The organism is Erwinia sp. MYb375 (genome assembly GCF_037479175.1).
Taxonomy (GTDB): Bacteria; Pseudomonadota; Gammaproteobacteria; order Enterobacterales; family Enterobacteriaceae; genus Erwinia; species Erwinia rhapontici.
Genome location: NZ_JBBGZS010000012.1, coordinates 1 through 22,899, shown reverse-complemented (window position 1 = coordinate 22,899; position 22,899 = coordinate 1). Strand labels below are relative to the sequence as shown.

The following is a 22,899-nucleotide window of genomic DNA, read 5'->3' as shown; positions in this document are numbered from 1 at the left end:
CGTGATTGATAGCACCGCCGTAATTCACCCCAGCTCGATCGTTGAAGACGGTGCCATTATTGGCGCTGGTGTCCAGATTGGCCCGTTTTGCATTGTTGGTGCGAACGTTTCGATCGGCGAAGGCACGGTTCTGAAGTCGCACGTAGTGGTCAATGGTCATACCGTCATTGGTAAAGACAACACCTTCTACCAGTTTGCTTCGATTGGTGAAGCAAATCAGGATCTGAAATACGCCGGTGAACCTACACGGGTTGAGATTGGCGACCGTAACCGCGTTCGTGAAAGCGTGACTATCCATCGTGGTACTGCGCAGTCCGGTGGCCTGACCAAAGTCGGTGATGACAACCTGCTGATGGTTAATGCCCATGTGGCGCATGATTGTGTCGTCGGGAACCATTGTATTCTGGCGAATAACGCAACGCTGGCAGGCCATGTAACCGTCGATGATCATGCCATCATTGGCGGTATGACGGCAGTGCATCAGTTCTGCATTATCGGTGCTCATGTGATGGTGGGGGGATGTTCTGGCGTTGCCCAGGATGTGCCACCTTATGTGATTGCGCAGGGTAACCATGCGACGCCATTTGGTATTAACCTGGTGGGCCTGAAGCGCCGCGGTTTCAGCAAAGATGCGTTGCACGCGATTACTGCAGCCTACAAGCTGTTGTACCGCAGCGGCAAAACACTGGACGAAGTGAAACCTGAAATTGAGGATATCGCGAAAGCGCATCCTGAAGTTCAGCCGTTCTATGACTTCTTTGCCCGCTCTACAAGGGGTTTGATTCGTTAACTCATGCCAAAGCATCCCTTAACGATTGCCCTGGTCGCCGGAGAAACCTCCGGCGATATTATTGGTGCCGGTCTCATTCGTGCGCTGAAAGAAAAGCATCCTGACGCCCGTTTTGTTGGGGTGGCTGGCCCGCTGATGCAGGCTGAAGGCTGCGAAGCCTGGTATGAAATGGAAGAGCTGGCGGTGATGGGCATTGTTGAAGTGCTTGGCCGCCTGCGTCGTCTGTTACATATCCGCCGCGATCTTACCCGCCGTTTTACTGCGCTAAAGCCTGACGTTTTTGTCGGCATTGATGCGCCAGATTTCAATATCACCCTGGAAGGGCGCCTGAAACAGCAGGGCATCCGGACTATTCACTACGTCAGTCCATCCGTTTGGGCATGGCGTCAGAAACGGGTGTTTAAGATTGGTCGCTCCACTGACCTGGTGCTGGCATTCCTGCCGTTTGAAAAAGCCTTCTACGACCGCTTTAATGTGCCGTGTCGCTTTATTGGCCATACCATGGCTGATGCGATGCCAATCGAACCGAATAAACACGCAGCACGCCGCGAGCTGGGCATTGCCCCGGACGCACTGTGTCTGGCACTGCTTCCTGGCAGTCGTGGGGCTGAAGTCGAGATGCTCAGTGGCGATTTTCTGCGAACAGCGATGCTGCTTCGGGCAAAATACCCGGCGCTGGAAATTGTGGTGCCGCTGGTTAATCCGCGCCGTCGCGAGCAGTTTGAGAAAATCAAAGCCGAGGTTGCACCTGACCTGACCATGCATCTGCTGGACGGTAAAGGGCGCCAGGCGATGGTTGCCAGTGATGCCGCACTGCTGGCGTCCGGTACGGCCGCGCTGGAGTGTATGCTGGCGAAATGTCCGATGGTGGTGGGGTATCGTATGAAGCCTTTCACTTTCTGGCTGGCAAAACGCCTGGTAAAAACGGATTACGTCTCACTGCCCAACCTGTTGGCGGGCCGTGAGCTGGTGAAAGAGTTGCTTCAGGATGAATGCCAGCCCGATCGGCTGGCCGCAGCATTAGAACCGCTGCTGGCACAAGGTGAAACCCGCGATAAGCTGCTGGCGACCTTTGCTGAACTTCATCATCAAATCCGCTGGAATGCTGATGAGCAGGCGGCGGCGGCCGTACTGGAGCTATGCCCATGAGTGAATTTATCTATCCCAGTGCCACGCTGATTGCGGGCGTTGATGAAGTCGGCCGTGGCCCGCTGGTCGGTGCCGTGGTGACGGCTGCTGTGATCCTTGATCCGGCGCGGCCTATTGTCGGTCTTGCCGACTCGAAAAAACTGTCGGAAAAACGCCGTCTGGCGTTGTACGATGAGATCAAAGAGAAGGCACTCAGCTGGAGTCTGGGCCGGGCAGAACCGGAAGAGATTGACCAGCTGAATATTCTGCATGCCACCATGCTGGCGATGCAGCGTGCGGTGGCCGGCTTGCACCTGACGCCCGATTTTGTACTGATTGACGGTAACCGTTGCCCGGCGCTGGCCATGCCTAGTCAGGCAGTGGTTAAAGGTGATAGCCTGGTGAAAGAAATCAGCGCCGCTTCAATTATTGCTAAGGTGACACGCGACCGCGAAATGGCTGAGCTGGATCGGCTCTATCCTGAATATGGTTTTGCCCAGCACAAAGGTTACCCGACCGCATTGCATATGGAAAAACTGATTCAGTTTGGCGCCACATCGCAGCATCGGCGCAGTTTCGCGCCGGTACGCAATGTCTTAATGGATGCCGATGTTGCCGCTACGGTTGCGCGTACGCGTTAACCGATATAACGGTTACGGTGGCAGCGCTGCCGTTTCACGTTTGCAGGATAGTTAATCTTCTTCCTCTGTTTTAACAGGATCACCGATGGCCGAACCTCGTTTTATTCATTTACGCGTCCACAGCGACTACTCCATGATCGATGGGCTAGCCAAAACTGGCCCGCTGGTGAAAAACGCGGCAAAAATGGGCATGCCGGCCATCGCAATCACGGATTTCACCAACCTGTGTGGGTTGGTAAAGTTTTACGGCACGGCACACGGTCAAGGCATGAAGCCGATTATTGGCGCAGATTTCAACGTCAGTAGTGAAGCCATGGGTGATGAGCTGTCCCAAATCACCGTGCTGGCCGCCGATAACGATGGTTATCAAAACCTCACTTTGTTGATTTCCCGAGCCTACCAACGTGGCTACGGTCCGGCGGGCCCGACGATTGATCGGGACTGGCTGGTTGAGCATCAGCAGGGGATTATTTTATTGTCAGGCGGACGACGTGGCGATGTCGGCAAAATGCTGTTGCGCGGCAACACTGCGCAGGTCGCAGAGTGTCTGGCGTTTTATCAGCACCATTTTCCCGATCGCTACTATCTTGAACTGATCCGAACTGGCCGCCCGGACGAAGAGACTTACCTGCATGCTGCCGTTGCGCTGGCGATGGAGAACGCGATCCCGGTCGTCGCCACCAACGAAGTCTGTTTCCTGACGGAATCAGAATTCGATGCACATGAAATCCGCGTCGCCATCCACGATGGTTTTACCCTCGACGATCCAAAACGTCCTCGCAACTACAGCCCACAGCAGTATATGCGTAGCAGTGAGGAGATGTGCGAGCTGTTCTCGGACATCCCGGAAGCGCTGGAAAACAGCGTAGAAATTGCCCGTCGTTGTAACGTCACTATTCGTCTGGGTGAGTACTTCCTGCCGCAGTTCCCGACGGGTGACATGACAACGGAAGATTTCCTGGTCGTAAAATCGAAAGAAGGGCTGGAAGATCGCCTGGCGTTTCTGTTCCCAGATGAGCAGGTGCGCGCCGAACGCCGTCCCGCCTATGATGAACGCCTGGATATTGAACTCAACGTTATCAACCAGATGGGGTTCCCCGGTTACTTCCTGATCGTGATGGAGTTTATCCAGTGGTCGAAGGATAACGATGTGCCGGTGGGGCCGGGGCGTGGTTCGGGTGCCGGTTCACTGGTGGCCTATGCGTTGAAAATTACCGACCTCGACCCGCTCGAATTTGATCTGCTGTTTGAACGCTTCCTCAACCCGGAACGTGTGTCGATGCCTGACTTCGACGTCGATTTCTGCATGGAAAAACGCGATCTGGTGATTGAGCACGTGGCTGAGATGTACGGGCGCCAGGCGGTTTCGCAGATCATCACCTTTGGTACCATGGCGGCAAAAGCGGTCATCCGTGATGTAGGCCGTGTGCTGGGGCATCCTTACGGTTTCGTGGATCGCATCTCCAAACTGGTGCCACCTGATCCCGGTATGACGCTGGAAAAAGCCTTTGCCGCAGAACCGCAGCTGCCAGAAATCTATGAGGCAGATGAAGAGGTTAAAGCACTGATCGACATGGCGCGCATTCTGGAAGGGGTGACGCGCAACGCCGGTAAGCATGCCGGGGGCGTGGTGATTGCGCCGACCAAAATTACCGATTTTGCACCGCTCTACTGTGACGAAAATGGTCACCATCCGGTTACCCAGTTCGATAAGAACGATGTGGAATATGCCGGGCTGGTGAAGTTTGACTTCCTGGGGCTGCGCACGCTGACGATCATCGACTGGGCGCTGGCGATGATCAACGCCCGCCGGGCGAAAGAAGGCAAAGATCCGATCGATATTGCGGCGATCCCGCTTGAAGATCAGAAAAGTTTCGATATGCTGCAACGCTCGGAAACCACGGCGGTGTTCCAGCTAGAATCACGCGGCATGAAAGACCTGATTAAACGCCTGAAGCCTGACTGCTTCGAGGATATGATCGCTCTGGTCGCCTTGTTCCGTCCCGGCCCGCTGCAGTCTGGCATGGTGGATAACTTCATTGACCGTAAACACGGGCGCGAGGCGATCTCTTACCCGGATATTCAGTGGCAGCATGAGTCGCTGAAGCCCGTGCTGGAGCCGACCTACGGCATTATCCTCTATCAGGAACAGGTGATGCAGATCGCCCAGGTGCTGGCAGGATACAGCTTAGGCGGCGCGGATATGCTGCGTCGTGCGATGGGTAAAAAGAACCCGGTTGAGATGGCCAAGCAGCGCGGCGGCTTTGAAGATGGGGCGAAATCACGCGGTATTGATGGCGAGCTGGCGATTAAAATCTTCGACCTGGTGGAAAAATTCGCCGGGTACGGATTTAACAAATCTCACTCCGCCGCTTATGCGCTGGTCTCTTATCAGACGCTGTGGCTGAAAGCACACTATCCGGCTGAGTTTATGGCCGCCGTGATGACTGCCGATATGGACAACACCGAAAAGGTAGTTGGCCTGGTGGATGAGTGCTGGCGCATGGGGCTGAAGGTCTTGCCACCGGATATTAACTCCGGGCAGTACCAGTTCCACGTTAACGATAACGGCGAGATTGTTTACGGCATTGGCGCGATCAAAGGGGTGGGCGAAGGCCCGATCGAAGCCATCATTGACGCACGTAACGAGGGCGGATATTTCCGCGAGCTGTTTGACCTCTGCGCACGCACTGATACCAAAAAGCTGAATAAGCGGGTGCTGGAAAAACTGATTATGTCCGGTGCGTTTGACCGTTTAGGCCCGCACCGCGCCGCCTTGATGAGCGCCTTACCGGATGCATTGAAAGCAGCCGACCAACATGCCAAAGCCGAAGCCATCGGCCAGGCAGATATGTTTGGTGTGCTGGCAGAAGCCCCGGAACAGGTAGAGAAGTCCTATTCGGACGTCACACCATGGCCGGAACAGATTCAACTGGATGGCGAAAGAGAGACGTTAGGGCTTTACTTAACGGGTCACCCGATCAACCAGTATTTGAAAGAGATTGAGCGCTACGTCGGTGGACTGCGCCTGAAAGACATGCACCCGACCGAGCGTGGTAAGATGATCACCGCAGCCGGTCTGGTGGTGGCGGCCCGCGTCATGGTAACAAAACGCGGTAACCGTATTGGCATCTGCACCCTGGATGACCGTTCTGGTCGTCTGGAAGTGATGTTATTTACAGATGCGTTAGATAAGTTCCAGCATATGCTGGAGAAAGACCGTATCCTGATCGTCAGTGGGCAGGTCAGCTTCGATGACTTCAACGGCGGGCTTAAAATGATGGCCCGCGAGATGATGGACATTGATGAAGCACGTGAAAAATATGCACGTGGGCTTGCTATCTCGCTGACGGACAGGCAAATTGATGACCAGCTTTTGAACCGTCTCCGTCAATCCCTGGAACCCCATCGTTCGGGGACAATTCCGGTACATCTCTACTATCAGAGAGAGGATGCGCGGGCGAAGTTGCGCTTCGGTGCAACCTGGCGCGTGTCGCCGAGCGATCGTTTGCTGAACGATCTGCGATCGTTGATAGGATCGGAGCAGGTGGAACTGGAGTTTGACTAAAACAGGATTATTATGAGTCTTAATTACCTGGATTTCGAACAGCCAATCGCAGAGCTTGAAGCGAAAATTGATTCGCTCAAGTCGGTTGGCCGTCAGGATGAAAAACTGGATATTAATCTGGATGAAGAGATTCAGCGTCTGCGCGATAAAAGCGTTGAGCTGACCCGTAAAATCTTCTCAGATTTAGGTGCATGGCAGATCGCACAACTTGCGCGTCATCCGCTGCGCCCGTATACGCTGGACTATGTTCGCAATGTGTTCACTGACTTTGACGAGCTGGCGGGCGACCGCGCCTATGCCGATGATAAAGCTATCGTTGGTGGTACTGCGCGTCTCGACGGCCGTCCGGTGATGATCATTGGTCATCAGAAAGGGCGTGAAACCAAAGAGAAAATTCGTCGTAACTTCGGCATGCCTGCGCCGGAAGGTTACCGTAAAGCGCTGCGCCTGATGGAGATGGCCGAGCGTTTTAATATGCCGATCATCACCTTTATCGACACCCCGGGTGCCTATCCTGGTGTGGGCGCAGAAGAGCGCGGTCAGTCTGAAGCCATCGCACGCAACCTGCGTGAGATGTCTGGCCTGACCGTGCCGGTTATCTGTACTGTTATCGGTGAGGGCGGTTCCGGTGGCGCACTGGCCATTGGTGTCGGTGACAAAGTGAACATGTTGCAGTACAGCACCTACTCGGTGATTTCGCCGGAAGGCTGTGCATCTATTCTGTGGAAAAGCGCCGACAAAGCGCCACTGGCCGCAGAAGCGATGGGCATCATTGCACCGCGCCTGAAAGAGCTGAAGCTGATTGATACCGTGATCCCGGAACCCCTGGGCGGCGCGCACCGCAACCCACTGGCGATTGGTGTGTCAATGAAGGCTCAGCTGCTGGCCGATCTGGCCGATCTCGATACCTTCACCAAAGAAGAGTTGTTGGATCGCCGCTATCAACGTCTGATGAGCTACGGCTACGCCTGATTGTTCAGCATTCGTTACCCAAAGGGCCAGACATTGTCTGGCCCTTTTTGTTTTGCGTCCACTATGCTTACACACTGGAGCAAACCGACCAGGAGGCCACATTGAATATTATCGCGATCATGGGACCGCATAACGCATTCTATAAAGATGAACCCATCCGTGAACTCGACGCGACGTTAAAAAACCAGGGTTTTCAGACCATCTATCCGCACGATGCCAGCGACCTGCTGAAGCTGATTGAACACAACCCGCGCATCTGTGGCGTGGTGTTTGACTGGGACGAGTACAGTCTCGAACTCTGTCGTGATATCAACCAGTTAAATGAGTATTTGCCGCTATACGCCTTTATCAACACCCACTCGACGATGGATGTCAGCATTAACGAAATGCGCATGACCCTCTGGTTCTTTGAATATGCCCTGAATGCGGCTGATGACATTGCCCAGCGCATACGGCACTACACCGATGAATACATTGACACCATCACGCCACCCCTGACCAAAGCGCTGTTTACCTATGTGAAGGAGGGTAAATACACCTTCTGTACGCCTGGGCATATGGCGGGAACGGCGTTCCAGAAAAGCCCGGTGGGCAGCCTGTTCTATGATTTCTTTGGTGCCAATACGCTGAAAGCGGATATCTCGATTTCCGTCACCGAACTGGGATCGCTACTCGACCACACCGGCCCGCATCTTGAAGCTGAAGAGTATGTCGCGCGCACCTTCGGTGCCGAACAGAGCTATATGGTCACCAATGGCACCTCGACGTCGAATAAAATCGTTGGTATGTACGCCGCACCGTCAGGCAGCACCATGCTGGTGGATCGTAACTGCCATAAGTCGCTCACCCATTTGTTGATGATGAGCGATATCATCCCGATCTGGCTGAAACCGACACGTAACGCGCTGGGTATTCTTGGCGGCATCCCGAAACGTGAATTCACCAAAGAGAGTATTGCCCTGAAAGTGGCGCAGACACCGCGTGCCAGCTGGCCGGTCCATGCGGTGATCACCAACTCAACGTATGACGGATTGCTGTATAACACGCAGTACATCAAAGAGACGCTGGATGTGCCGTCAATCCACTTTGATTCTGCCTGGGTGCCTTATACCAACTTTCACCCGATCTACCAGGGACTCAGCGGTATGAGCGGAGAGCGCACGCCGGGTAAAGTGATCTATGAAACCCAGTCGACGCACAAACTATTGGCGGCCTTTTCACAGGCCTCGCTGATTCATATTAAAGGTGACTATGACGAGCAAACCTTTAATGAAGCCTACATGATGCACACCACGACGTCCCCCAACTACGCGATTGTGGCTTCTATTGAGACGGCGGCAGCGATGCTGCGTGGTAATCCGGGTAAGCGCCTGATTAACCGGTCAGTGGAGCGGGCACTGCATTTTCGCCGCGAAGTTCAGCGTCTGCGCGAAGAGTCTGAGGGCTGGTTCTTTGATATCTGGCAGCCGGAAGGCGTCGATGAACCAGAATGCTGGGCGATTCAGCCCGGGGACGAGGAGTGGCACGGTTTCCGCGATGCGGATGCTGACCATATGTATCTCGACCCGATAAAAGTCACGATCCTCACACCAGGGATGAGTGAGCTGGGTGAGATGGCGGAAGAGGGGATACCGGCGGCGTTGGTGGCGAAGTTCCTTGATGAGCGTGGTGTGGTGGTGGAAAAAACCGGGCCATACAATCTGTTGTTCCTTTTCAGCATCGGTATTGATAAGACCAAAGCAATGAGCGTCCTGCGCGGGCTGACCGAGTTTAAGCGCTCGTACGATCTTAATCTCCGGGTGAAAAACATGCTGCCGGATCTGTATGCAGAAGATCCCGATTTTTACCGCACTATGCGTATTCAGGATCTGGCGCAGGGGATCCATACGCTGATTCGCCAACACGATCTGCCGCGTCTGATGTTACAGGCCTTTGCCACACTGCCCGAGATGAAGCTCACGCCACATCACATGTTTCAGCAGCAGGTGAAGGGCAATATCGAAACCGTAGAGATCAGTGAGCTGGTGGGGCGCGTCTCGGCCAATATGATCCTGCCTTATCCTCCCGGCGTACCCGTGGTGATGCCGGGCGAGATGATCACCGAGCAAAGCCGGGCAGTGCTCGATTTTCTCCTGATGCTGTGTGCTATTGGCAAACATTATCCGGGGTTTGAGACCGATATTCACGGCGCGAAGCTGACCGATGAGGGGCAATATCTGGTGCGCGTGCTGAAACACGACGTGGAAATGTAATCCAGAATTGTGCCATTGCCGTGGTAATGCCTGACGAGTATGGTCGTCAGGCATGCATTAATCAGGAGTGACAATGTCAGGTTTACAGTTAAAAAAAGTCCATCACGTGGCAATCATTGCCGGGAACTATGCGGTGAGTAAGGCATTTTACTGCGATATCCTGGGGTTCGGCCTGATGGGCGAAGTGTATCGCGAGGAACGCGATTCGTGGAAAGGGGATCTGACGCTAAACGGTGAGTACATTATTGAGCTGTTCTCCTTCCCGCAACCCCCTGCACGACCAACTCAGCCTGAAGCCTGCGGTCTGCGCCATCTGGCATTTAGCGTGGAGGATGTTGATGCGGCGAAACGACAGCTGGAAACACACGGCGTGTCCTGTGAGGTGATCCGCATTGACCCGCTGACCGGTAAGCGCTTTACCTTCTTTAATGATCCGGATGGATTGCCGTTAGAGTTGTATCAGGCTTAAAATACCCCTCTGCTAAACCCGGCTTTTCGTCGGGTTCTTCTTTCAGGAAAGCCATGTCATCCCTTGCCCATCTTGAAGCCCAACTGGCGAATGAGCACAGCCTGCTGCTGGCCTACAGTGGTGGGCTCGATTCCAGCGTATTGCTGCATCAACTGGTGTTGCTCAGACAGCAGCGTCCGGCGTTACAGCTGCGGGCAGTGCATATTCATCATGGCCTCAACCCGCTGGCGGAGAGTTGGGTCACGCACTGTCAGCAGCAGTGTGCACGCTGGCAGGTGCCGCTGGAGGTGGTGTATGTCAGGGTGGATGCGCGTCAGGGAGGGATTGAAGCTGCCGCACGTACCGCACGCTATCAGGCCTTCCGTCAGCGGCTGCGGGCGGGGGAAACGCTGTTAACTGCCCAGCATCAGGACGATCAGAGTGAAACCCTGTTGCTGGCGCTGAAACGCGGCAGTGGTCCGGCTGGGCTGGCGGCGATGCCACAACAGCACAGATTGGGCGAACATCGGCATCTGCGGCCTCTGCTAACGCACGGCCGCCAGCAACTGGAGGAGTGGGCCCATCAGCACCAGTTGACGTGGATTGAGGATGACAGCAACAGCGATGCGCGCTATGACCGAAATTTTCTGCGCCTCGAGGTGATGCCAATGCTGAATGCCCGCTGGCCACATTTTTCACGTGCGGTGGCCCGCAGCGCAGCGCTGTGTGGTGAGCAGGAACAACTTCTGGATGAGTTACTGGCGGAGTCACTGGACTCGCTGATGGATGCATCCGGCACGTTGTCGATTCTCCCGATGCTGGAGATGAGTGATGCCCGGCGCTTTGCGTTGCTGCGGCGCTGGATTGCGCATCAGCAGGGCAGTATGCCCTCGCGTGATGCGCTGCGGCGTGTATGGCAGGAGGTGGCCTGTAGCCGTGAGGACGCAGAGCCACGTTTCCGGCTGGGGGATAACGAGGTACGCCGTTTTCGTGGCCGTCTTTACTGGCTGCCGCTGCTGACATCGTTAAGCGAGCACGCGCTGCCGTGGCCGGATAGAGCACAACCGCTGCCGCTGCCTGACGGGCTAGGGCAGTTGGAACAGCATAATAATGATGGTCTGGCGCTGCGGCCCCCCCTTTCCGGTGAGGCGGTCAGCGTACGCTTCCAGGCCCAGGGATCGTTGCATATTGTCGGACGCGCAGGCAGTCGCCCACTGAAAAAACTGTGGCAGGAACTGGCGGTGCCGCCGTGGCAGCGGGATCGAACGCCGCTGATTTTTTATGGCGACCGTCTGGCCGCCGCCGCTGATTTTTTTGTCACCCGTGAAGGTGCCCCAGCGGCTCCGGATCCTGCCTGGTTTGTGTACTGGCGTCGCTAAAATATTGAGAGAGTCATGATAATTATCAGAGTGATGGTGCTGCTGCTGAGTGCTAGCCTGCCGGCCCTGGCGGCAGGTAACAGCAGCGCCGGGCAGGAGAAGTCAGCGCGTTGTATGGCCTGCCACGGAGCAGAAGGAAAAGCATCGGCACCGATCTACCCCAACCTTGCCGGGCAGCACGCGCCTTATCTGGCTCAGGCATTGCAGGCGTATAAAAGCGGTGCACGCAGCGGCGGCCAGGCGGAAGTGATGAAAGCGTTTGTTGCCGGGCTGAGTGATGAAGATATTGATGATTTAGCAGCGTATTATGCGGGGCTGAAGCCTTGAGAAGAGAGGCGGATCGACGATCCGCCTGACTGGGAGACTAATCGGATTCACTCACCACCACGGTACCGAGGTCGGGGTGGCTGAAGCTGGCAATATGGTCGAGGCGCAGATCGCGGTTTTCTCCGGCAATGTCAATGCTCAGGTATTCCACGTTCTTTCGCGACACCATATCTTTTGCCTTTGCCTTAAGCTGTTCACCGTCTTTTAACGCCAGTGTCAGCATCCAGTTGTTCTGGCAGGCGAGTTCCAGGTTGTCATAGTCATCACAGTTGATCGGTTTGTAGGCTTCATCTTTCGTCAACATAGTCGCTCACCAATAAGTTCGCGGCAGCAAACGCTGCCTTTTCCCTGATGGAAGACGGTAGCACAGGATCGCCCGCTACTTCATCAAGCGCTTTCAACACGCACGCTAATGCGTCAGGCACGTATCCCAGGTCGCCACTGCCTATTTCGGCATATTTCCGGCGAACTAATTCACAATACTTTTGCACATGCACCCCCTTCCGAGTTTTCTCTGGCGATTATCCGACTATAGCACAGGCATTTACGGGAAATCAGCCTGCGAGCGGGTGATTTGCTTCGTCATCAGGTTACAATAGCGGGTAACTGAGATAAGGATCCTTATGGCACTGAAAGCAACGATTTATAAAGCCACGGTTAACGTCGCAGACATGGACCGCAATGTATTTATCGATAATACCCTGACGCTGGCCCGCCACCCTTCGGAAACCGAAGAGCGTTTGATGCTGCGTCTGCTGGCCTGGCTGGTTCATGCGAATGAGCGTTTGACCTTTACGCGTGGACTGAGCGCAGAAGATGAGCCAGAAATCTGGCAGCTGAACGATCATGGTGGGATTGATGTTTGGGTGGATCTCGGTCTGCCAGATGAGCGCAGAATTAAAAAGGCCTGTAGTCGCTCTCAACATGTCTGGCTGTACACCTACAACTGGCGCGCGGCACAGCCCTGGTGGCAGCAGCATCAAAACAAACTGACCCAGCATGATAATCTGACGATACGTTACCTCAATGACGAGCAACTGAGTGCTCTGACGCAACTGGCTTCACGCTCAATGACGTTACAGGCCACTATCCAGGACGGCACTATCTGGCTCTCCGATGAGACTCATCATCTTGAAATTCAGTTTGAGCAGTGGCTGGAGGCAGGAAAAAGGGTATGATTGTATTATCACGTAGCGTCACTATTCCTGATGCCGAAATCGAAATCACCGCGATCAGAGCGCAGGGAAACGGTGGTCAGAACGTGAATAAAAGCTCGACGGCAATCCATTTGCGTTTTGATATTCGCCGCTCCAGTCTGCCGGTGTTTTATCAGGAAAGGATGATGGCGGTTAGCCACCATCTGATCACTCCCGAAGGCATTGTGATTATTAAGGCGCAAGAGTATCGCAGCCAAGAGATGAATCGGGAGGCGGCGTTAAAGCGGTTGGAGAATTTGATCCTGGAGCTCACCGTGGTGGAGAAAACCCGGCGTGCAACACGTCCGACGCTGGCATCAAAAAAGCGTCGGCTGGAAGGTAAAGCGCACAAAGCCTCAACCAAATCGCTGCGCGGTAAAGTCCGCGGCGACTGACTTGTTTATTTTTTGCAGGAGCGACTATGAAAGCTGTTGTTCTCACGCTGTTTGCCGCGCTCGCATTGGGCGCGCTATTTGGCTGTAATAACCGACAAAATGCACAACAATCCTCTCCGCTGGAGCCGATGCAGCAGAGTTACACCGGGTTGTTGCCCTGCGGACCGGTCTGTCAGGACAGTGAATCTTCTTTGTTCTTGGCGGCCGATGGCAGTTATGTGCTGGAGCTGCGGGCGGGCGGAGAGAGTACGCTACGTAGTGCGCAGTATGGTAAATGGGCGCGCACGGCTGATACGCTGACGCTGGTGGCCATGAACGGTGAGAAACAGCGTTTTCGCCCCACTGAAAATGGCCTTGAGGTCATTTCCTGGCGCTCAATGCCGGTGGACAGCCAGCATCCTTATCATCTGACAGCGAATAGCCGTAAGGTGTTATAAAAAAACCTTAAATCATCCCGTGCTTATTAACGTGATGTATTTCCGGGATTAAGTGGAATTAACTCAAATTAATCTCTTCCGTTGCAGGATATTCCCCGTTCTGCAACGGCATTGTTTTTCCTGCGCCAGGTAAATAATCCTAAAACGACGTTAACCTCTTGTTGCTCCTGCTAAAATATTGTCTTATAGCCCTGTTTACTCCCCTAAGTTTATAATATAGCTGACGCATGACCAGAGAAGGATCTCACGCCATTTTTCATTATGCCGGGAGATCTCTCTTTCGGTATTGCCTGATATAAGCAGCTTTGTCTTCTAACACACAGTTTGCGAGTTTATTATTTTGAACGAATTAATGGCATTGAAAAAAGGATATACCAAGGTATTCCTCTGGCTTTTAGTCACGCTTTTCCTGATCCCCACTATTACACTGGTGTTTGCCGAATACGGTACGCGTCAACTCGATCAGGAATACAGTGCGATCTTTATTGATGATGCTCGTGGGCAGGGCCAGGACGTCAATAAACTGACCACTTTCCTGCAACAGAACCCGCCGTCCAGCGTGTGTGGCACAGTGCCGGAGGATCTGCTCGACTATCAGAATGCCGTCTGTGCTGAGAAATCAGAGCTATGGCAGTTCTGGATGATCGATAAAGTGGCCTTCTGGACGCTGGTGGGCGGCGTCGTCATGCTGGGCATGATTGTGCTGTTCAGCGTGCTGGCATTTAAAAGTCGTCAGGGACAGTTGCAAAGCCTGAGGTTGGCACGTCCGTTCCTGATGCTGGCGAGTGCGCTGGAAGTGCTGGTTCAGGGGGGAATGCTGGTCTGGCTCTCCTTCTGGGGAACGGCATTCTTTACCCAAACCTATTATCCGAAGCTGGTGATGGCGATGGGGCTGCTGGTGCTGGTCGCGATGTACTATATGATCAGGGGCATCTTCAAAAAGCTGCCGCCGGAAGACGATGTTGAAGGCGATGTGGTGACGCGTGACGCAGCGCCGGCCCTGTGGGCGCGCATTGATACGCTGGCATCCCAGGTCGGAACGGCACCACCGGACCATATTATTGCCGGTATCGATACCAACTTTTATGTGACTGAAGCGCCTTTGAGCCTCGAAGGACAGGTCCTTGACGGCCGCAAGCTGTATGTCAGCATCCCGTTGCTGCGCCAGTTGACTACCGCTCAGGCTGATGGCGTCATGGTGCATGAGTTAACCCATCTGCATGAAGGCGATACGGCATCAGGTGCCTTACTGGGGCCGAAACTTCATCGTTTTGATCAGTACATCCATCTGATGAGAAAAGATATCTCTACGGTGATGGTCTATTATCCCCTTTGCCTCTATCGCATGCTGTTTGAACTGGCGTGGCAGCGCAACAGTCGCGAGCGTGAATTCGTTGCAGACCGTAATGCCGCCAGCCTGATTGCCCCTGCAGCGATTGTCGAGTCACTGATTAAAATCTCTGCTTATGCCAGCTATCGCAGCGAAGTTGAGCAGACACTGTTTGATAATAAAACCCTGCATGAGAATGAACTGGGTATCAGCAAAGCGATTGCTCAGGGCCTGCCACAGCACGTCAGTTCACCGGACTTTATCGGCATGATGCGTGAACAGAATGTGCCGCACCCGTTTGATTCACATCCACCGCTGGCAGACCGTATGCGCAACGTCGGCTATACGGTGGATGAAACCGGCTACGCCTCGATCGCGGCGGAATTACCCACGGAGAGTTGGGTTGATCTGATGCCGGTGGCGGCAGACATTGAGCAACATCTGTGGCAGAAATATGAGCGTGATTTCTCTTCCGCCCATGAAGTAAGCCTGGCATGGCGTTATTTGCCGGAAGGTGAAGAAGAGACGGCGTTGGTGCTGAAGCATTTCCCGCCTGTCGCCTGGACGCTGAAAGAGGGTAGCCAGATTGAGATCACGTACCAGGGGATTGTAAAGCCAGGGACCGCTGAGCTGTTGCCGTGGGATAATATCAAAAATATCAATGTGATTCGCCGCTTTGGCACTGACGTGCTGTATCTACAACATGTTCAGCCTAATGCTGCGGGTAAAAAACGCACTGAGATCCGTCTGCCTGGCGTGAAGAAGGATATTGAGGTGTTTAAATACACACTGAGCCACTACTGGCAGCGCCATCAGACAATGCGGGCGTTACAGGAACAAGACCAGGCTCTGGCAGCGCAAAGCTAAAAGCTAAAAGCTAAAACGAAAAAGCCACCGCATGCGGTGGCTTTTTTATGTCTGATCGCTTTGGTCAGTAGCCGTGGATCTTAAACCGCCAGCTCACTCACCAGGAAATCAACGATTTCATTGGTTTTGATCATACGTTTCTCACCGGCACGACGCGCTTTATACTCAACTTCTTCGCTATCGAGGTTACGGTCGCCAATCACGATGGTATGCGGTACGCCAATCAGTTCCATATCGGCAAACATCACACCCGGGCGCTCTTTGCGGTCGTCAAGGATCACATCAATCCCTTTAGCACGCAGAGTGGCATACAACTCTTCCGCCAGCTCTTTCACGCGGAATGACTTCTGCATGTTCATTGGCAGGATGGCCACCTGGAAAGGTGCCAGCGCAGGAGACCAGATAATGCCGCGCTCATCGTGGTTCTGCTCAATGGCCGCCGCAACGATGCGCGTAATACCAATCCCGTAGCAGCCCATGGTCATAATCTGGTTACGGCCGTCTTCACCCTGTACCGATGCTTTCATCGCTTCAGAGTACTTGGTGCCCAGTTGGAAGATATGGCCAACTTCAATACCGCGTTTGATCAACAGCGTACCTTTCCCATCCGGGCTGGCATCACCTTCGACCACATTGCGGATATCCGCAACGCGTGGCAGCGGCAAATCGCGCTCCCAGTTGATGCCTTTCAGGTGCTGTCCGTCGATATTGGCACCTGCGCTGAAATCGCTCATCGCTGCCACAGTGCGGTCTGCAATGATCGGCATGTTCAGGCCGACAGGGCCGAGTGAACCTGGTCCTGCGTTAACCAGTGCGCGGATCTCTTCTTCTGTTGCAAAGGTCAGCGGGGCAGCAACGATATCAATATGTTCCGCTTTCACTTCATTCAGCTCATGATCGCCACGAACCAGCAGCGCAACCAGCCTATGGCCGCTCTCTTTGGTCGCTTGTACCATCAGTGTCTTGACGGTTTTCTCGATCGGCAACCCAAACTGTTCTACCAGTTCGGCGATGGTTTTTGCATTTGGCGTGTCGAACTGCACCATCGGTTGCGTGGCGGTTGCACGGCCACCGGCAGGGGCGACTGCTTCTGCTTTTTCAATATTGGCGGCGTAGTCAGATTCGGTAGAGAACACCACGTCATCTTCACCGCTCTGCGCCAGCACCTGGAACTCATGGGAGGCGCTGCCGCCGATAGAGCCGGTATCTGCATCAACGGCGCGGAAGTCCAGCCCCATACGGCTGAAACTCTGGCTGTAGGCACGATACATCGCATCGTAGGTTTCCTGCAGCGACTCCTGCGAAGTATGAAACGAGTAGGCATCTTTCATAATGAATTCACGTGAGCGCATCACACCAAAACGCGGGCGTACTTCATCACGGAATTTGGTCTGGATCTGGAACAGGTTCAGCGGCAACTGCTTATAAGAGCTGAGTTCGTTACGGATCAGGTCGGTAATCACTTCTTCATGCGTCGGGCCGAGAACAAACGGACGTTCGCCACGGTCAACGAAGCGCAGCAACTCCGGCCCATACTGCTCCCAACGACCACTCTCCTGCCACAGATCCGCAGGCTGAACGACCGGCATAGAAATCTCAATTGCACCGGCGTTGTTCATCTCTTCGCGCACGATGTTTTCAACTTTTTTAAGCACGCGTAAACCGGTCGGCAACCAGGTGTACAGACCGGATGCCAGTTTACGGATCATCCCGGCGCGCAGCATCAGCTGGTGGCTGATCACTTCAGCGTCGGCAGGTGTCTCCTTCAGAGTGGAGAGCAGGTATTGAGTAGTACGCATGAATTACGATTCCATATGAACGCATAAAGCCAAAAAACGTGGACGCTAGTGTACCAGCGTGTCAGGTGAGTCAAAAGATGCCGGGAGAAATTAACGCAGGTCGATAGCGATAACTTCCGTGCCGGACTGGGTCACGCGCCAGCGTACATTGAATTCCAGCAGCCAGGCGGCATATTCCCGGTCCGGTTCTTCGCCTTTACGATAAGCAGGCCGGGGATCCTGAGCCAGCACCTGACCGATAAAGCGTTCAAGGTGAGGATAGTGTCGCTGATGCTGTTGTAACTGCTGTTGTGCCGGGAGGCTGAAGCTGACCGGCATATCGGCATCTGGGGCTTGCTGGGCAAATCCCGCGCGCGCTTCGGGGAGCGCCTCGGCAAACGGCAGATAGGGCTTGATATCCACGATGGGCGTGCCGTCAACCAGGTCGAGGCTGCCTAATTCGAGGATCACCTGTTGCTGTTCACAACGAATGCCCTTTAACTCAACCAGCGACATGCCGATAGGATTTGGACGAAAGGTCGAACGGGTGGCAAACACACCCATGCGTGCATTACCCCCTAACCGCGGTGGCCGTACGGTAGGCCGCCAGCCACCTTCCATCGTCTGATGAAAAACAAACAACAGCCAGAGATGACTGAATGCTTCAAGACCACGTACGGCTTCCGGCTGGTTATAAGGCGCTTGCAGATGCAGCTCGCCGCCGCCATCCTGGATTAAACCAGGCTGACGGGGAACAGCAAATTTCTCCTTCCACGGGGAATGGATCACGCCAATCTGTTCGAAGGAGAAACGACTCATTGATTACTGACTTTGAGGGCTGAACCCTGGCATACGGCCTGACGTACGCAGCCCTGAGCGCCACTCACGATCTCACATTTATGTACCAGCACTGCATTGGCTTTCAGACCGGATGCCCGGATCTGCAGACGTTTACGCGCGGTGGCGAGATTCGGTGGTGAATCCTGTGCGTTGCTCTGGCAATCTTCGCCATAGACTTCGCCCAGGTCAGCAAAGGGTTTGCTAACGAGATCAGCAGGATCGGTATACAGTTTTACCGGGGCAGGGCGGGCTGCGGGTTTCGACTGAGATGCGCCAGTCTGCGTAGACTGTGGAAAAGGTTTCACAGGCTCATAGGGCCGTGGTACCAACGAGCACCCTGTCAGCGTTAGCGCTAACAAACAGAGCGGTAAAACACGCATGGGAAAATCCTCACGATCGGTAAAAGTGGCGTTATTGAAGCAAGCCGGGAGGGAAATAACAAGCGGAGAGCGTGCAGTCTGGCACGTATGGACGATGAGAATGTGATAGCGGGCGGCAGAAGCCACCCGCATTGGTTAAATTACCAGCCTTTCACTGCGCCGCCGTTGAACACTTTGTTCGCTGCGTCGTTAACTTCATCTGACTGATAAGCCTGTACGAATTTCTTCACGTTTTCCGCGTCTTTATTATCTTCGCGGGCAACGAGCAGGTTTACGTACGGCGAGTTTTTATCTTCAACGAAGATGCCGTCTTTTGCTGGCGTCAGGTTAATCTGGCTGGCGTAAGTGGTGTTAATCACTGCCAGGGCAATTTGCTGATCGTCCAGGGAACGTGGCAACTGCGGTGCTTCCAGTTCAACCAGTTTCAGGTTTTTCGGGTTCTCAACCACATCCAGTGAGGTTGGCAGCAGGCCAACGCCATCTTTCAGTTTGATCAAGCCCACTTTCTGTAGCAGCAGCAGTGAACGACCCAGGTTGGTTGGGTCGTTAGGGATAGCCACCTGTGCACCGTTTTGCAGTTCGTCCAGCGTTTTAATTTTCTTCGAGTAACCCGCAATCGGATAAACGAATGTGCTGCCTACAGAAACCAGCTTGTAACCGCGATCTTTAATCTGCTGGTCCAGGTAAGGTTTATGTTGGAAGGCGTTAAGATCGATATCGCCTTTGCTCAATGCTTCGTTAGGGAGTACGTAGTCGTTGAAGGTCACCAGCTCAACATCCAGGCCGTATTTATCTTTTGCCACTTTCGCGGCGACTTCAGCAACCTGCTGCTCGCTCCCCACGATCACACCCACTTTAATGTGGTTTGGATCTTTCTCTTTCTGATCGCAGCCAGCCAAGGCCAGAGTACCGATAAGTGCGCCAACAGCGGCAAGCGTTTTAACGTTAAAAGACATATCCCTTCCTTAAATAGAGAGAAATTACTGTTGTGTTTACTTGTGGCTAACCGCACGAACAATGCGATCGCCACAGAACTGAATCAAATACACCAAAACAACCAGCAGAACCAATACCGTGTTCATCACTGTCGCGTTGTAACCGATATAGCCGTACTGATAGCCAATCTGACCCAGACCGCCTGCGCCGACGGCGCCACCCATTGCTGAGTAGCCGACCAGGGTAATCAGAGTAATAGTAGCGGCATTCACCAGACCTGGCAGTGCTTCAGGCAGCAGAACCTTACGGATAATCTGCAAAGGTGTTGCACCCATGGCGCGTGATGCTTCAATCAGGCCGGTAGGTAATTCAAGCAGGGCATTCTCAACCATACGCGCAATAAAGGGTGCTGCGCCTACGGTGAGCGGAACAATCGCGGCCTGCAGACCGATTGAGGTACCGACGATAATCCGGGTGAAGGGGATCATCCAGACCAGCAAGATAATGAAAGGAATCGAGCGGAAGATATTCACCGCGGCTGACAGCACGCGATAAAGCTTCGCGTTCGCGACGATCTGCCCCGGACGGGTAACATAAAGAAGCACACCCACTGGTAGCCCCAGCACAAAACCGAAAAAGCCGGAGACAAAGGTCATCATCAGGGTTTCCCAGATGCCGCGGCCCATTAACCACATCATCGCCTCAGACATAACCTAATACCTCTATCTTCACATGGTGCTCTTGCAGGAACGCGATGGCCGCTTGAGTATCGGCTGACTCACCGTGGATTTCGGCCAGCATAATGCCGAACTTCACGCCACCGGCGTAATCCATCTGCGCGCTGATAATATTGTTGTTCACATTGAAACGGCGTGCTGACTCGGACAGCAGCGGGGCATCCACTGACTGGCCGGTGAACTCCAGGCGTAATAGAGGAACGGTTGTTGCGCTGGGTTCTGGGGAGAGACGTTTCAGGTAGTCTTCCGGGATATCCAGATGCAGCGTTGATTGAATAAACTGCTGTGCCAGCGGCGTCTTTGGATGAGAGAACACTTCACTCACCGTATCCTGCTCAATCAATTAACCGTTACTGATGACTGCAACGCAATCGCAGATACGTTTCACCACGTCCATCTCATGAGTGATCAGCAGAATGGTGATCCCAAGACGACGATTGATGTCTTTCAGCAATTCAAGGATGGAACGGGTGGTCGCAGGGTCCAGCGCGCTGGTGGCTTCATCACACAGCAGTACTTTGGGGTTACTGGCCAGCGCACGGGCAATGGCCACGCGCTGCTTCTGCCCGCCGGAGAGATTGGCAGGCCAGGCATCGTGTTTATCCGCCAGGCCGACCAGGTCCAGTAACTCACTGACGCGGGCTTTAATCTCAGCCTTTGACAGATTGCCCAGCTCCAGCGGCAGTGCAACGTTACCGGCGACGGTACGTGAGTTCAGCAGGTTAAAGTGCTGGAAGATCATGCCAATCTGACGACGCGCCAGTGTTAACTGGCTTTCTGATAGTGTGGTGAGATCCTGGTTATCAACCAGCACGCTGCCGGAAGTTGGACGTTCCAGCAAATTGACGCAGCGGATTAAGGTGCTTTTACCTGCACCGGAAGCGCCGATCACGCCATAAATTTGTCCGGCGGGCACATGCAGGCTGACATCAGACAGCGCTGTAATCGTGCGTGAACCCTGCTGGAACACTTTGGTGATATTTGAAAGTTTAATCATTGATTTATTTATTATCGTGATGGGAGTTATCCGTGGCATTCATTATAACGGCATCCCGCATTGAAGGGACTGGATGGATGGTAGGGCATCCAGACGTCTAAATCAATCGAAGTCATTCAATCTGCCATTCTCTCTTTTATGGTAGTGATGCGATACACTACGGCAAATTTTGTAGCAGGAGTTACTACGTGGCTGAGAAAGTCCCCGCAATTTTCCTCGATCGGGATGGCACCATTAATGTCGATCACGGTTATGTGTTTGAAAGCGACAACTTTGAGTTTATTGATGGTGTGATTGATGCCATGCGTGAACTGAAAGAAATGGGCTTTGCGCTGGTGCTGGTGACAAACCAGTCCGGTATCGCGCGCGGCTTGTTTACCGAAGATCAGTTTATGCATCTGACCGAATGGATGGACTGGTCGCTGGCAGACCGCGATGTTGATCTGGATGGCATCTATTTCTGTCCGCATCATCCGGAAGCAATAGTAGAAGAGTTACGTCAGTCATGTGATTGCCGTAAGCCGCAGCCGGGAATGTTCCTGACCGCGCAGCAGGAGCTGAACATCGATATGGCCGCTTCTTATATGGTTGGCGATAAGATTGAGGACATGCAGGCCGCTTTAGCTGCCGGAGTCGGTAAAAAAGTACTGGTTCGTAGCGGGAAGCCTGTCACTGCTGAAGGCGAGAGTGCTGCGGATTGGGTGCTTAATAGCCTGAAAGAGCTGCCGGGACGTATCAAACAGGGCTAAAAAGCAGCGTTTCGCTGGAACTTTCAGCAGGCAGTGAAAAAGTTGAGATTACTGCTTGCGTTCCCGGGGCGCCTGTCTATAATGCGCAACCACTGAGACGGCACAACGGCTTACGGCCAGCGGCTCAGGAGGTTCAGGAAGCATCTGAACCGCCGGAAAAACTTCTCAAAAAGAAGTTGACTCCGAAGGAGGAAAGCGTAATATACGCCACCTCGCAACAGGAAGCTTCGGCACTGATTGCACCGCTCTTTAACAATTTATCAGACAATCTGTGTGGGCACTCGCAGGATTGATATCAGTCACCTTAGGGTGACAAAAAATATCAAGTCTTAAGAGTGAACACATAATGAAATTCATTATGACGTTTTACACTTGAGCATCGCTGCACTTGTTGCAGCAAATCGAACTTTTAATTGAAGAGTTTGATCATGGCTCAGATTGAACGCTGGCGGCAGGCCTAACACATGCAAGTCGAACGGTAGCACAGGGGAGCTTGCTCCCCGGGTGACGAGTGGCGGACGGGTGAGTAATGCCTGGGAAACTGCCCGATGGAGGGGGATAACTACTGGAAACGGTAGCTAATACCGCATAACGTCTTCGGACCAAAGTGGGGGACCTTCGGGCCTCACACCATCGGATGTGCCCAGGTGGGATTAGCTAGTAGGTGGGGTAATGGCTCACCTAGGCGACGATCCCTAGCTGGTCTGAGAGGATGACCAGCCACACTGGAACTGAGACACGGTCCAGACTCC

Annotated in this window: 21 protein-coding genes, 1 rRNA gene and 1 pseudogene; 15 read left to right on the top strand and 8 right to left on the bottom strand. The window is 53.7% G+C overall.

Annotated features, from left to right (window positions below; genetic code table 11):
- The first annotated feature begins 1 nt into the window (after window position 1).
- The 9 genes from lpxA to WH279_RS05445 all read left to right on the top strand — a co-directional run bounded on the left by lpxA (window position 2) and on the right by WH279_RS05445 (window position 11,505).
- Window positions 2-790: an acyl-ACP--UDP-N-acetylglucosamine O-acyltransferase gene (lpxA, locus tag WH279_RS05485; protein WP_200643804.1), complete on the top strand. Its 789-nt coding sequence runs from the start codon at window positions 2-4 to the stop codon at window positions 788-790.
- 3 nt (window positions 791-793) lie between these two features.
- Entirely contained in the window at window positions 794-1,939 is a 1,146-nt protein-coding gene (gene lpxB / locus WH279_RS05480) for a lipid-A-disaccharide synthase (RefSeq protein WP_339455242.1), read from the top strand.
- Window positions 1,936-2,559, top strand: coding sequence for a ribonuclease HII (rnhB, locus tag WH279_RS05475; RefSeq protein WP_339455241.1), 624 nt, complete (start codon window positions 1,936-1,938; stop codon window positions 2,557-2,559). Before lpxB ends, rnhB begins: the two co-directional genes overlap by 4 nt.
- Before the next feature lie 85 nt (window positions 2,560-2,644).
- Entirely contained in the window at window positions 2,645-6,127 is a 3,483-nt protein-coding gene (dnaE, locus tag WH279_RS05470; RefSeq protein WP_171149213.1) for a DNA polymerase III subunit alpha, read from the top strand.
- Window positions 6,128-6,139: 12 nt separating this feature from the next.
- Entirely contained in the window at window positions 6,140-7,099 is a 960-nt protein-coding gene (accA, locus tag WH279_RS05465) for an acetyl-CoA carboxylase carboxyl transferase subunit alpha (protein WP_159336927.1), read from the top strand.
- A gap of 101 nt (window positions 7,100-7,200) precedes the next feature.
- Window positions 7,201-9,351, top strand: a complete 2,151-nt coding sequence (locus WH279_RS05460) for a lysine decarboxylase LdcC (protein WP_339455240.1) — start codon at window positions 7,201-7,203, stop codon at window positions 9,349-9,351.
- Window positions 9,352-9,424: 73 nt separating this feature from the next.
- Window positions 9,425-9,820, top strand: a complete 396-nt coding sequence (locus tag WH279_RS05455; protein WP_200643808.1) for a VOC family protein — start codon at window positions 9,425-9,427, stop codon at window positions 9,818-9,820.
- A gap of 53 nt (window positions 9,821-9,873) precedes the next feature.
- Window positions 9,874-11,178: a tRNA lysidine(34) synthetase TilS gene (tilS, locus tag WH279_RS05450; RefSeq protein WP_339455239.1), complete on the top strand. Its 1,305-nt coding sequence runs from the start codon at window positions 9,874-9,876 to the stop codon at window positions 11,176-11,178.
- A 15-nt stretch (window positions 11,179-11,193) separates the two neighbouring features.
- The gene (locus tag WH279_RS05445) at window positions 11,194-11,505 is read left to right on the top strand and encodes a c-type cytochrome (RefSeq protein WP_339455238.1); all 312 of its coding nucleotides are present in this window, start codon (window positions 11,194-11,196) and stop codon (window positions 11,503-11,505) included.
- A gap of 37 nt (window positions 11,506-11,542) precedes the next feature.
- Here the strand turns inward: WH279_RS05445 and rof are convergent, their stop codons facing one another.
- Both rof and WH279_RS05435 read right to left on the bottom strand, forming a co-directional pair.
- The gene (gene rof, locus WH279_RS05440; RefSeq protein ID WP_133842177.1) at window positions 11,543-11,809 is read right to left on the bottom strand and encodes a Rho-binding antiterminator; all 267 of its coding nucleotides are present in this window, start codon (window positions 11,807-11,809) and stop codon (window positions 11,543-11,545) included.
- The gene (locus WH279_RS05435; RefSeq protein WP_133842176.1) at window positions 11,793-11,996 is read right to left on the bottom strand and encodes a YaeP family protein; all 204 of its coding nucleotides are present in this window, start codon (window positions 11,994-11,996) and stop codon (window positions 11,793-11,795) included. The genes rof and WH279_RS05435 overlap by 17 nt, the downstream gene beginning before the upstream one ends.
- Window positions 11,997-12,128: 132 nt before the next feature.
- On the opposite strand from WH279_RS05435, the gene WH279_RS05430 reads away from it, so the two are divergent.
- The 4 genes from WH279_RS05430 to WH279_RS05415 all read left to right on the top strand — a co-directional run bounded on the left by WH279_RS05430 (window position 12,129) and on the right by WH279_RS05415 (window position 15,730).
- Window positions 12,129-12,683, top strand: coding sequence for a YaeQ family protein (locus WH279_RS05430; protein ID WP_133842175.1), 555 nt, complete (start codon window positions 12,129-12,131; stop codon window positions 12,681-12,683).
- The gene (gene arfB, locus WH279_RS05425) at window positions 12,680-13,096 is read left to right on the top strand and encodes an alternative ribosome rescue aminoacyl-tRNA hydrolase ArfB (protein WP_133842174.1); all 417 of its coding nucleotides are present in this window, start codon (window positions 12,680-12,682) and stop codon (window positions 13,094-13,096) included. The genes WH279_RS05430 and arfB overlap by 4 nt, the downstream gene beginning before the upstream one ends.
- A 26-nt stretch (window positions 13,097-13,122) precedes the next feature.
- Window positions 13,123-13,533, top strand: a complete 411-nt coding sequence (locus WH279_RS05420) for a copper resistance protein NlpE N-terminal domain-containing protein (protein ID WP_339455237.1) — start codon at window positions 13,123-13,125, stop codon at window positions 13,531-13,533.
- Window positions 13,534-13,885: 352 nt separating this feature from the next.
- Window positions 13,886-15,730, top strand: a complete 1,845-nt coding sequence (locus WH279_RS05415) for a M48 family metallopeptidase (protein WP_339455236.1) — start codon at window positions 13,886-13,888, stop codon at window positions 15,728-15,730.
- An 80-nt stretch (window positions 15,731-15,810) separates the two neighbouring features.
- On the opposite strand, the gene proS is transcribed toward WH279_RS05415, so the two are convergent.
- The 6 genes and pseudogenes from proS to metN form a co-directional block, all read right to left on the bottom strand.
- Complete coding sequence (gene proS / locus WH279_RS05410) at window positions 15,811-17,529, bottom strand: proline--tRNA ligase (RefSeq protein ID WP_339455235.1); 1,719 nt, start codon at window positions 17,527-17,529, stop codon at window positions 15,811-15,813.
- A gap of 90 nt (window positions 17,530-17,619) precedes the next feature.
- On the bottom strand, window positions 17,620-18,327 hold the full coding sequence (tsaA, locus tag WH279_RS05405; RefSeq protein ID WP_339455234.1) for a tRNA (N6-threonylcarbamoyladenosine(37)-N6)-methyltransferase TrmO: 708 nt from the start codon (window positions 18,325-18,327) through the stop codon (window positions 17,620-17,622).
- Complete coding sequence (rcsF, locus tag WH279_RS05400; RefSeq protein ID WP_200643815.1) at window positions 18,324-18,728, bottom strand: Rcs stress response system protein RcsF; 405 nt, start codon at window positions 18,726-18,728, stop codon at window positions 18,324-18,326. Before rcsF ends, tsaA begins: the two co-directional genes overlap by 4 nt.
- Window positions 18,729-18,868: 140 nt before the next feature.
- Window positions 18,869-19,684, bottom strand: coding sequence for a MetQ/NlpA family lipoprotein (locus WH279_RS05395; protein ID WP_339455233.1), 816 nt, complete (start codon window positions 19,682-19,684; stop codon window positions 18,869-18,871).
- Window positions 19,685-19,720: 36 nt separating this feature from the next.
- Window positions 19,721-20,374, bottom strand: a complete 654-nt coding sequence (locus tag WH279_RS05390) for a methionine ABC transporter permease MetI (protein ID WP_133842167.1) — start codon at window positions 20,372-20,374, stop codon at window positions 19,721-19,723.
- Window positions 20,367-21,398 (bottom strand): annotated as a pseudogene (gene metN, locus WH279_RS05385) (methionine ABC transporter ATP-binding protein MetN). Before metN ends, WH279_RS05390 begins: the two are co-directional and overlap by 8 nt.
- A gap of 188 nt (window positions 21,399-21,586) precedes the next feature.
- Between metN and gmhB the strand changes: the two are divergent.
- Together gmhB and WH279_RS05375 are read left to right on the top strand one after the other, a co-directional pair.
- A complete protein-coding gene (gene gmhB, locus WH279_RS05380) occupies window positions 21,587-22,147 on the top strand; it encodes a D-glycero-beta-D-manno-heptose 1,7-bisphosphate 7-phosphatase (protein ID WP_133842165.1) in 561 nt (186 codons plus the stop codon).
- A gap of 410 nt (window positions 22,148-22,557) precedes the next feature.
- A 16S ribosomal RNA gene (locus tag WH279_RS05375) occupies window positions 22,558-22,899 on the top strand; the annotation flags it as partial.

Bases quoted from the DNA above. Each gene is read 5' to 3' on its own strand.
- lpxB (WP_339455242.1), top strand. From the start codon at position 794: ATGCCAAAGCATCCCTTAACGATTGCCCTGGTCGCCGGAGAAACCTCC.
- rnhB (WP_339455241.1), top strand. From the start codon at position 1,936: ATGAGTGAATTTATCTATCCCAGTGCCACGCTGATTGCGGGCGTTGAT.
- dnaE (WP_171149213.1), top strand. From the start codon at position 2,645: ATGGCCGAACCTCGTTTTATTCATTTACGCGTCCACAGCGACTACTCC.
- accA (WP_159336927.1), top strand. From the start codon at position 6,140: ATGAGTCTTAATTACCTGGATTTCGAACAGCCAATCGCAGAGCTTGAA.
- WH279_RS05455 (WP_200643808.1), top strand. From the start codon at position 9,425: ATGTCAGGTTTACAGTTAAAAAAAGTCCATCACGTGGCAATCATTGCC.
- tilS (WP_339455239.1), top strand. From the start codon at position 9,874: ATGTCATCCCTTGCCCATCTTGAAGCCCAACTGGCGAATGAGCACAGC.
- WH279_RS05445 (WP_339455238.1), top strand. From the start codon at position 11,194: ATGATAATTATCAGAGTGATGGTGCTGCTGCTGAGTGCTAGCCTGCCG.
- rof (WP_133842177.1), bottom strand. From the start codon at position 11,809: ATGTTGACGAAAGATGAAGCCTACAAACCGATCAACTGTGATGACTAT.
- WH279_RS05430 (WP_133842175.1), top strand. From the start codon at position 12,129: ATGGCACTGAAAGCAACGATTTATAAAGCCACGGTTAACGTCGCAGAC.
- arfB (WP_133842174.1), top strand. From the start codon at position 12,680: ATGATTGTATTATCACGTAGCGTCACTATTCCTGATGCCGAAATCGAA.
- WH279_RS05420 (WP_339455237.1), top strand. From the start codon at position 13,123: ATGAAAGCTGTTGTTCTCACGCTGTTTGCCGCGCTCGCATTGGGCGCG.
- WH279_RS05415 (WP_339455236.1), top strand. From the start codon at position 13,886: ATGGCATTGAAAAAAGGATATACCAAGGTATTCCTCTGGCTTTTAGTC.
- proS (WP_339455235.1), bottom strand. From the start codon at position 17,529: ATGCGTACTACTCAATACCTGCTCTCCACTCTGAAGGAGACACCTGCC.
- tsaA (WP_339455234.1), bottom strand. From the start codon at position 18,327: ATGAGTCGTTTCTCCTTCGAACAGATTGGCGTGATCCATTCCCCGTGG.
- rcsF (WP_200643815.1), bottom strand. From the start codon at position 18,728: ATGCGTGTTTTACCGCTCTGTTTGTTAGCGCTAACGCTGACAGGGTGC.
- WH279_RS05395 (WP_339455233.1), bottom strand. From the start codon at position 19,684: ATGTCTTTTAACGTTAAAACGCTTGCCGCTGTTGGCGCACTTATCGGT.
- WH279_RS05390 (WP_133842167.1), bottom strand. From the start codon at position 20,374: ATGTCTGAGGCGATGATGTGGTTAATGGGCCGCGGCATCTGGGAAACC.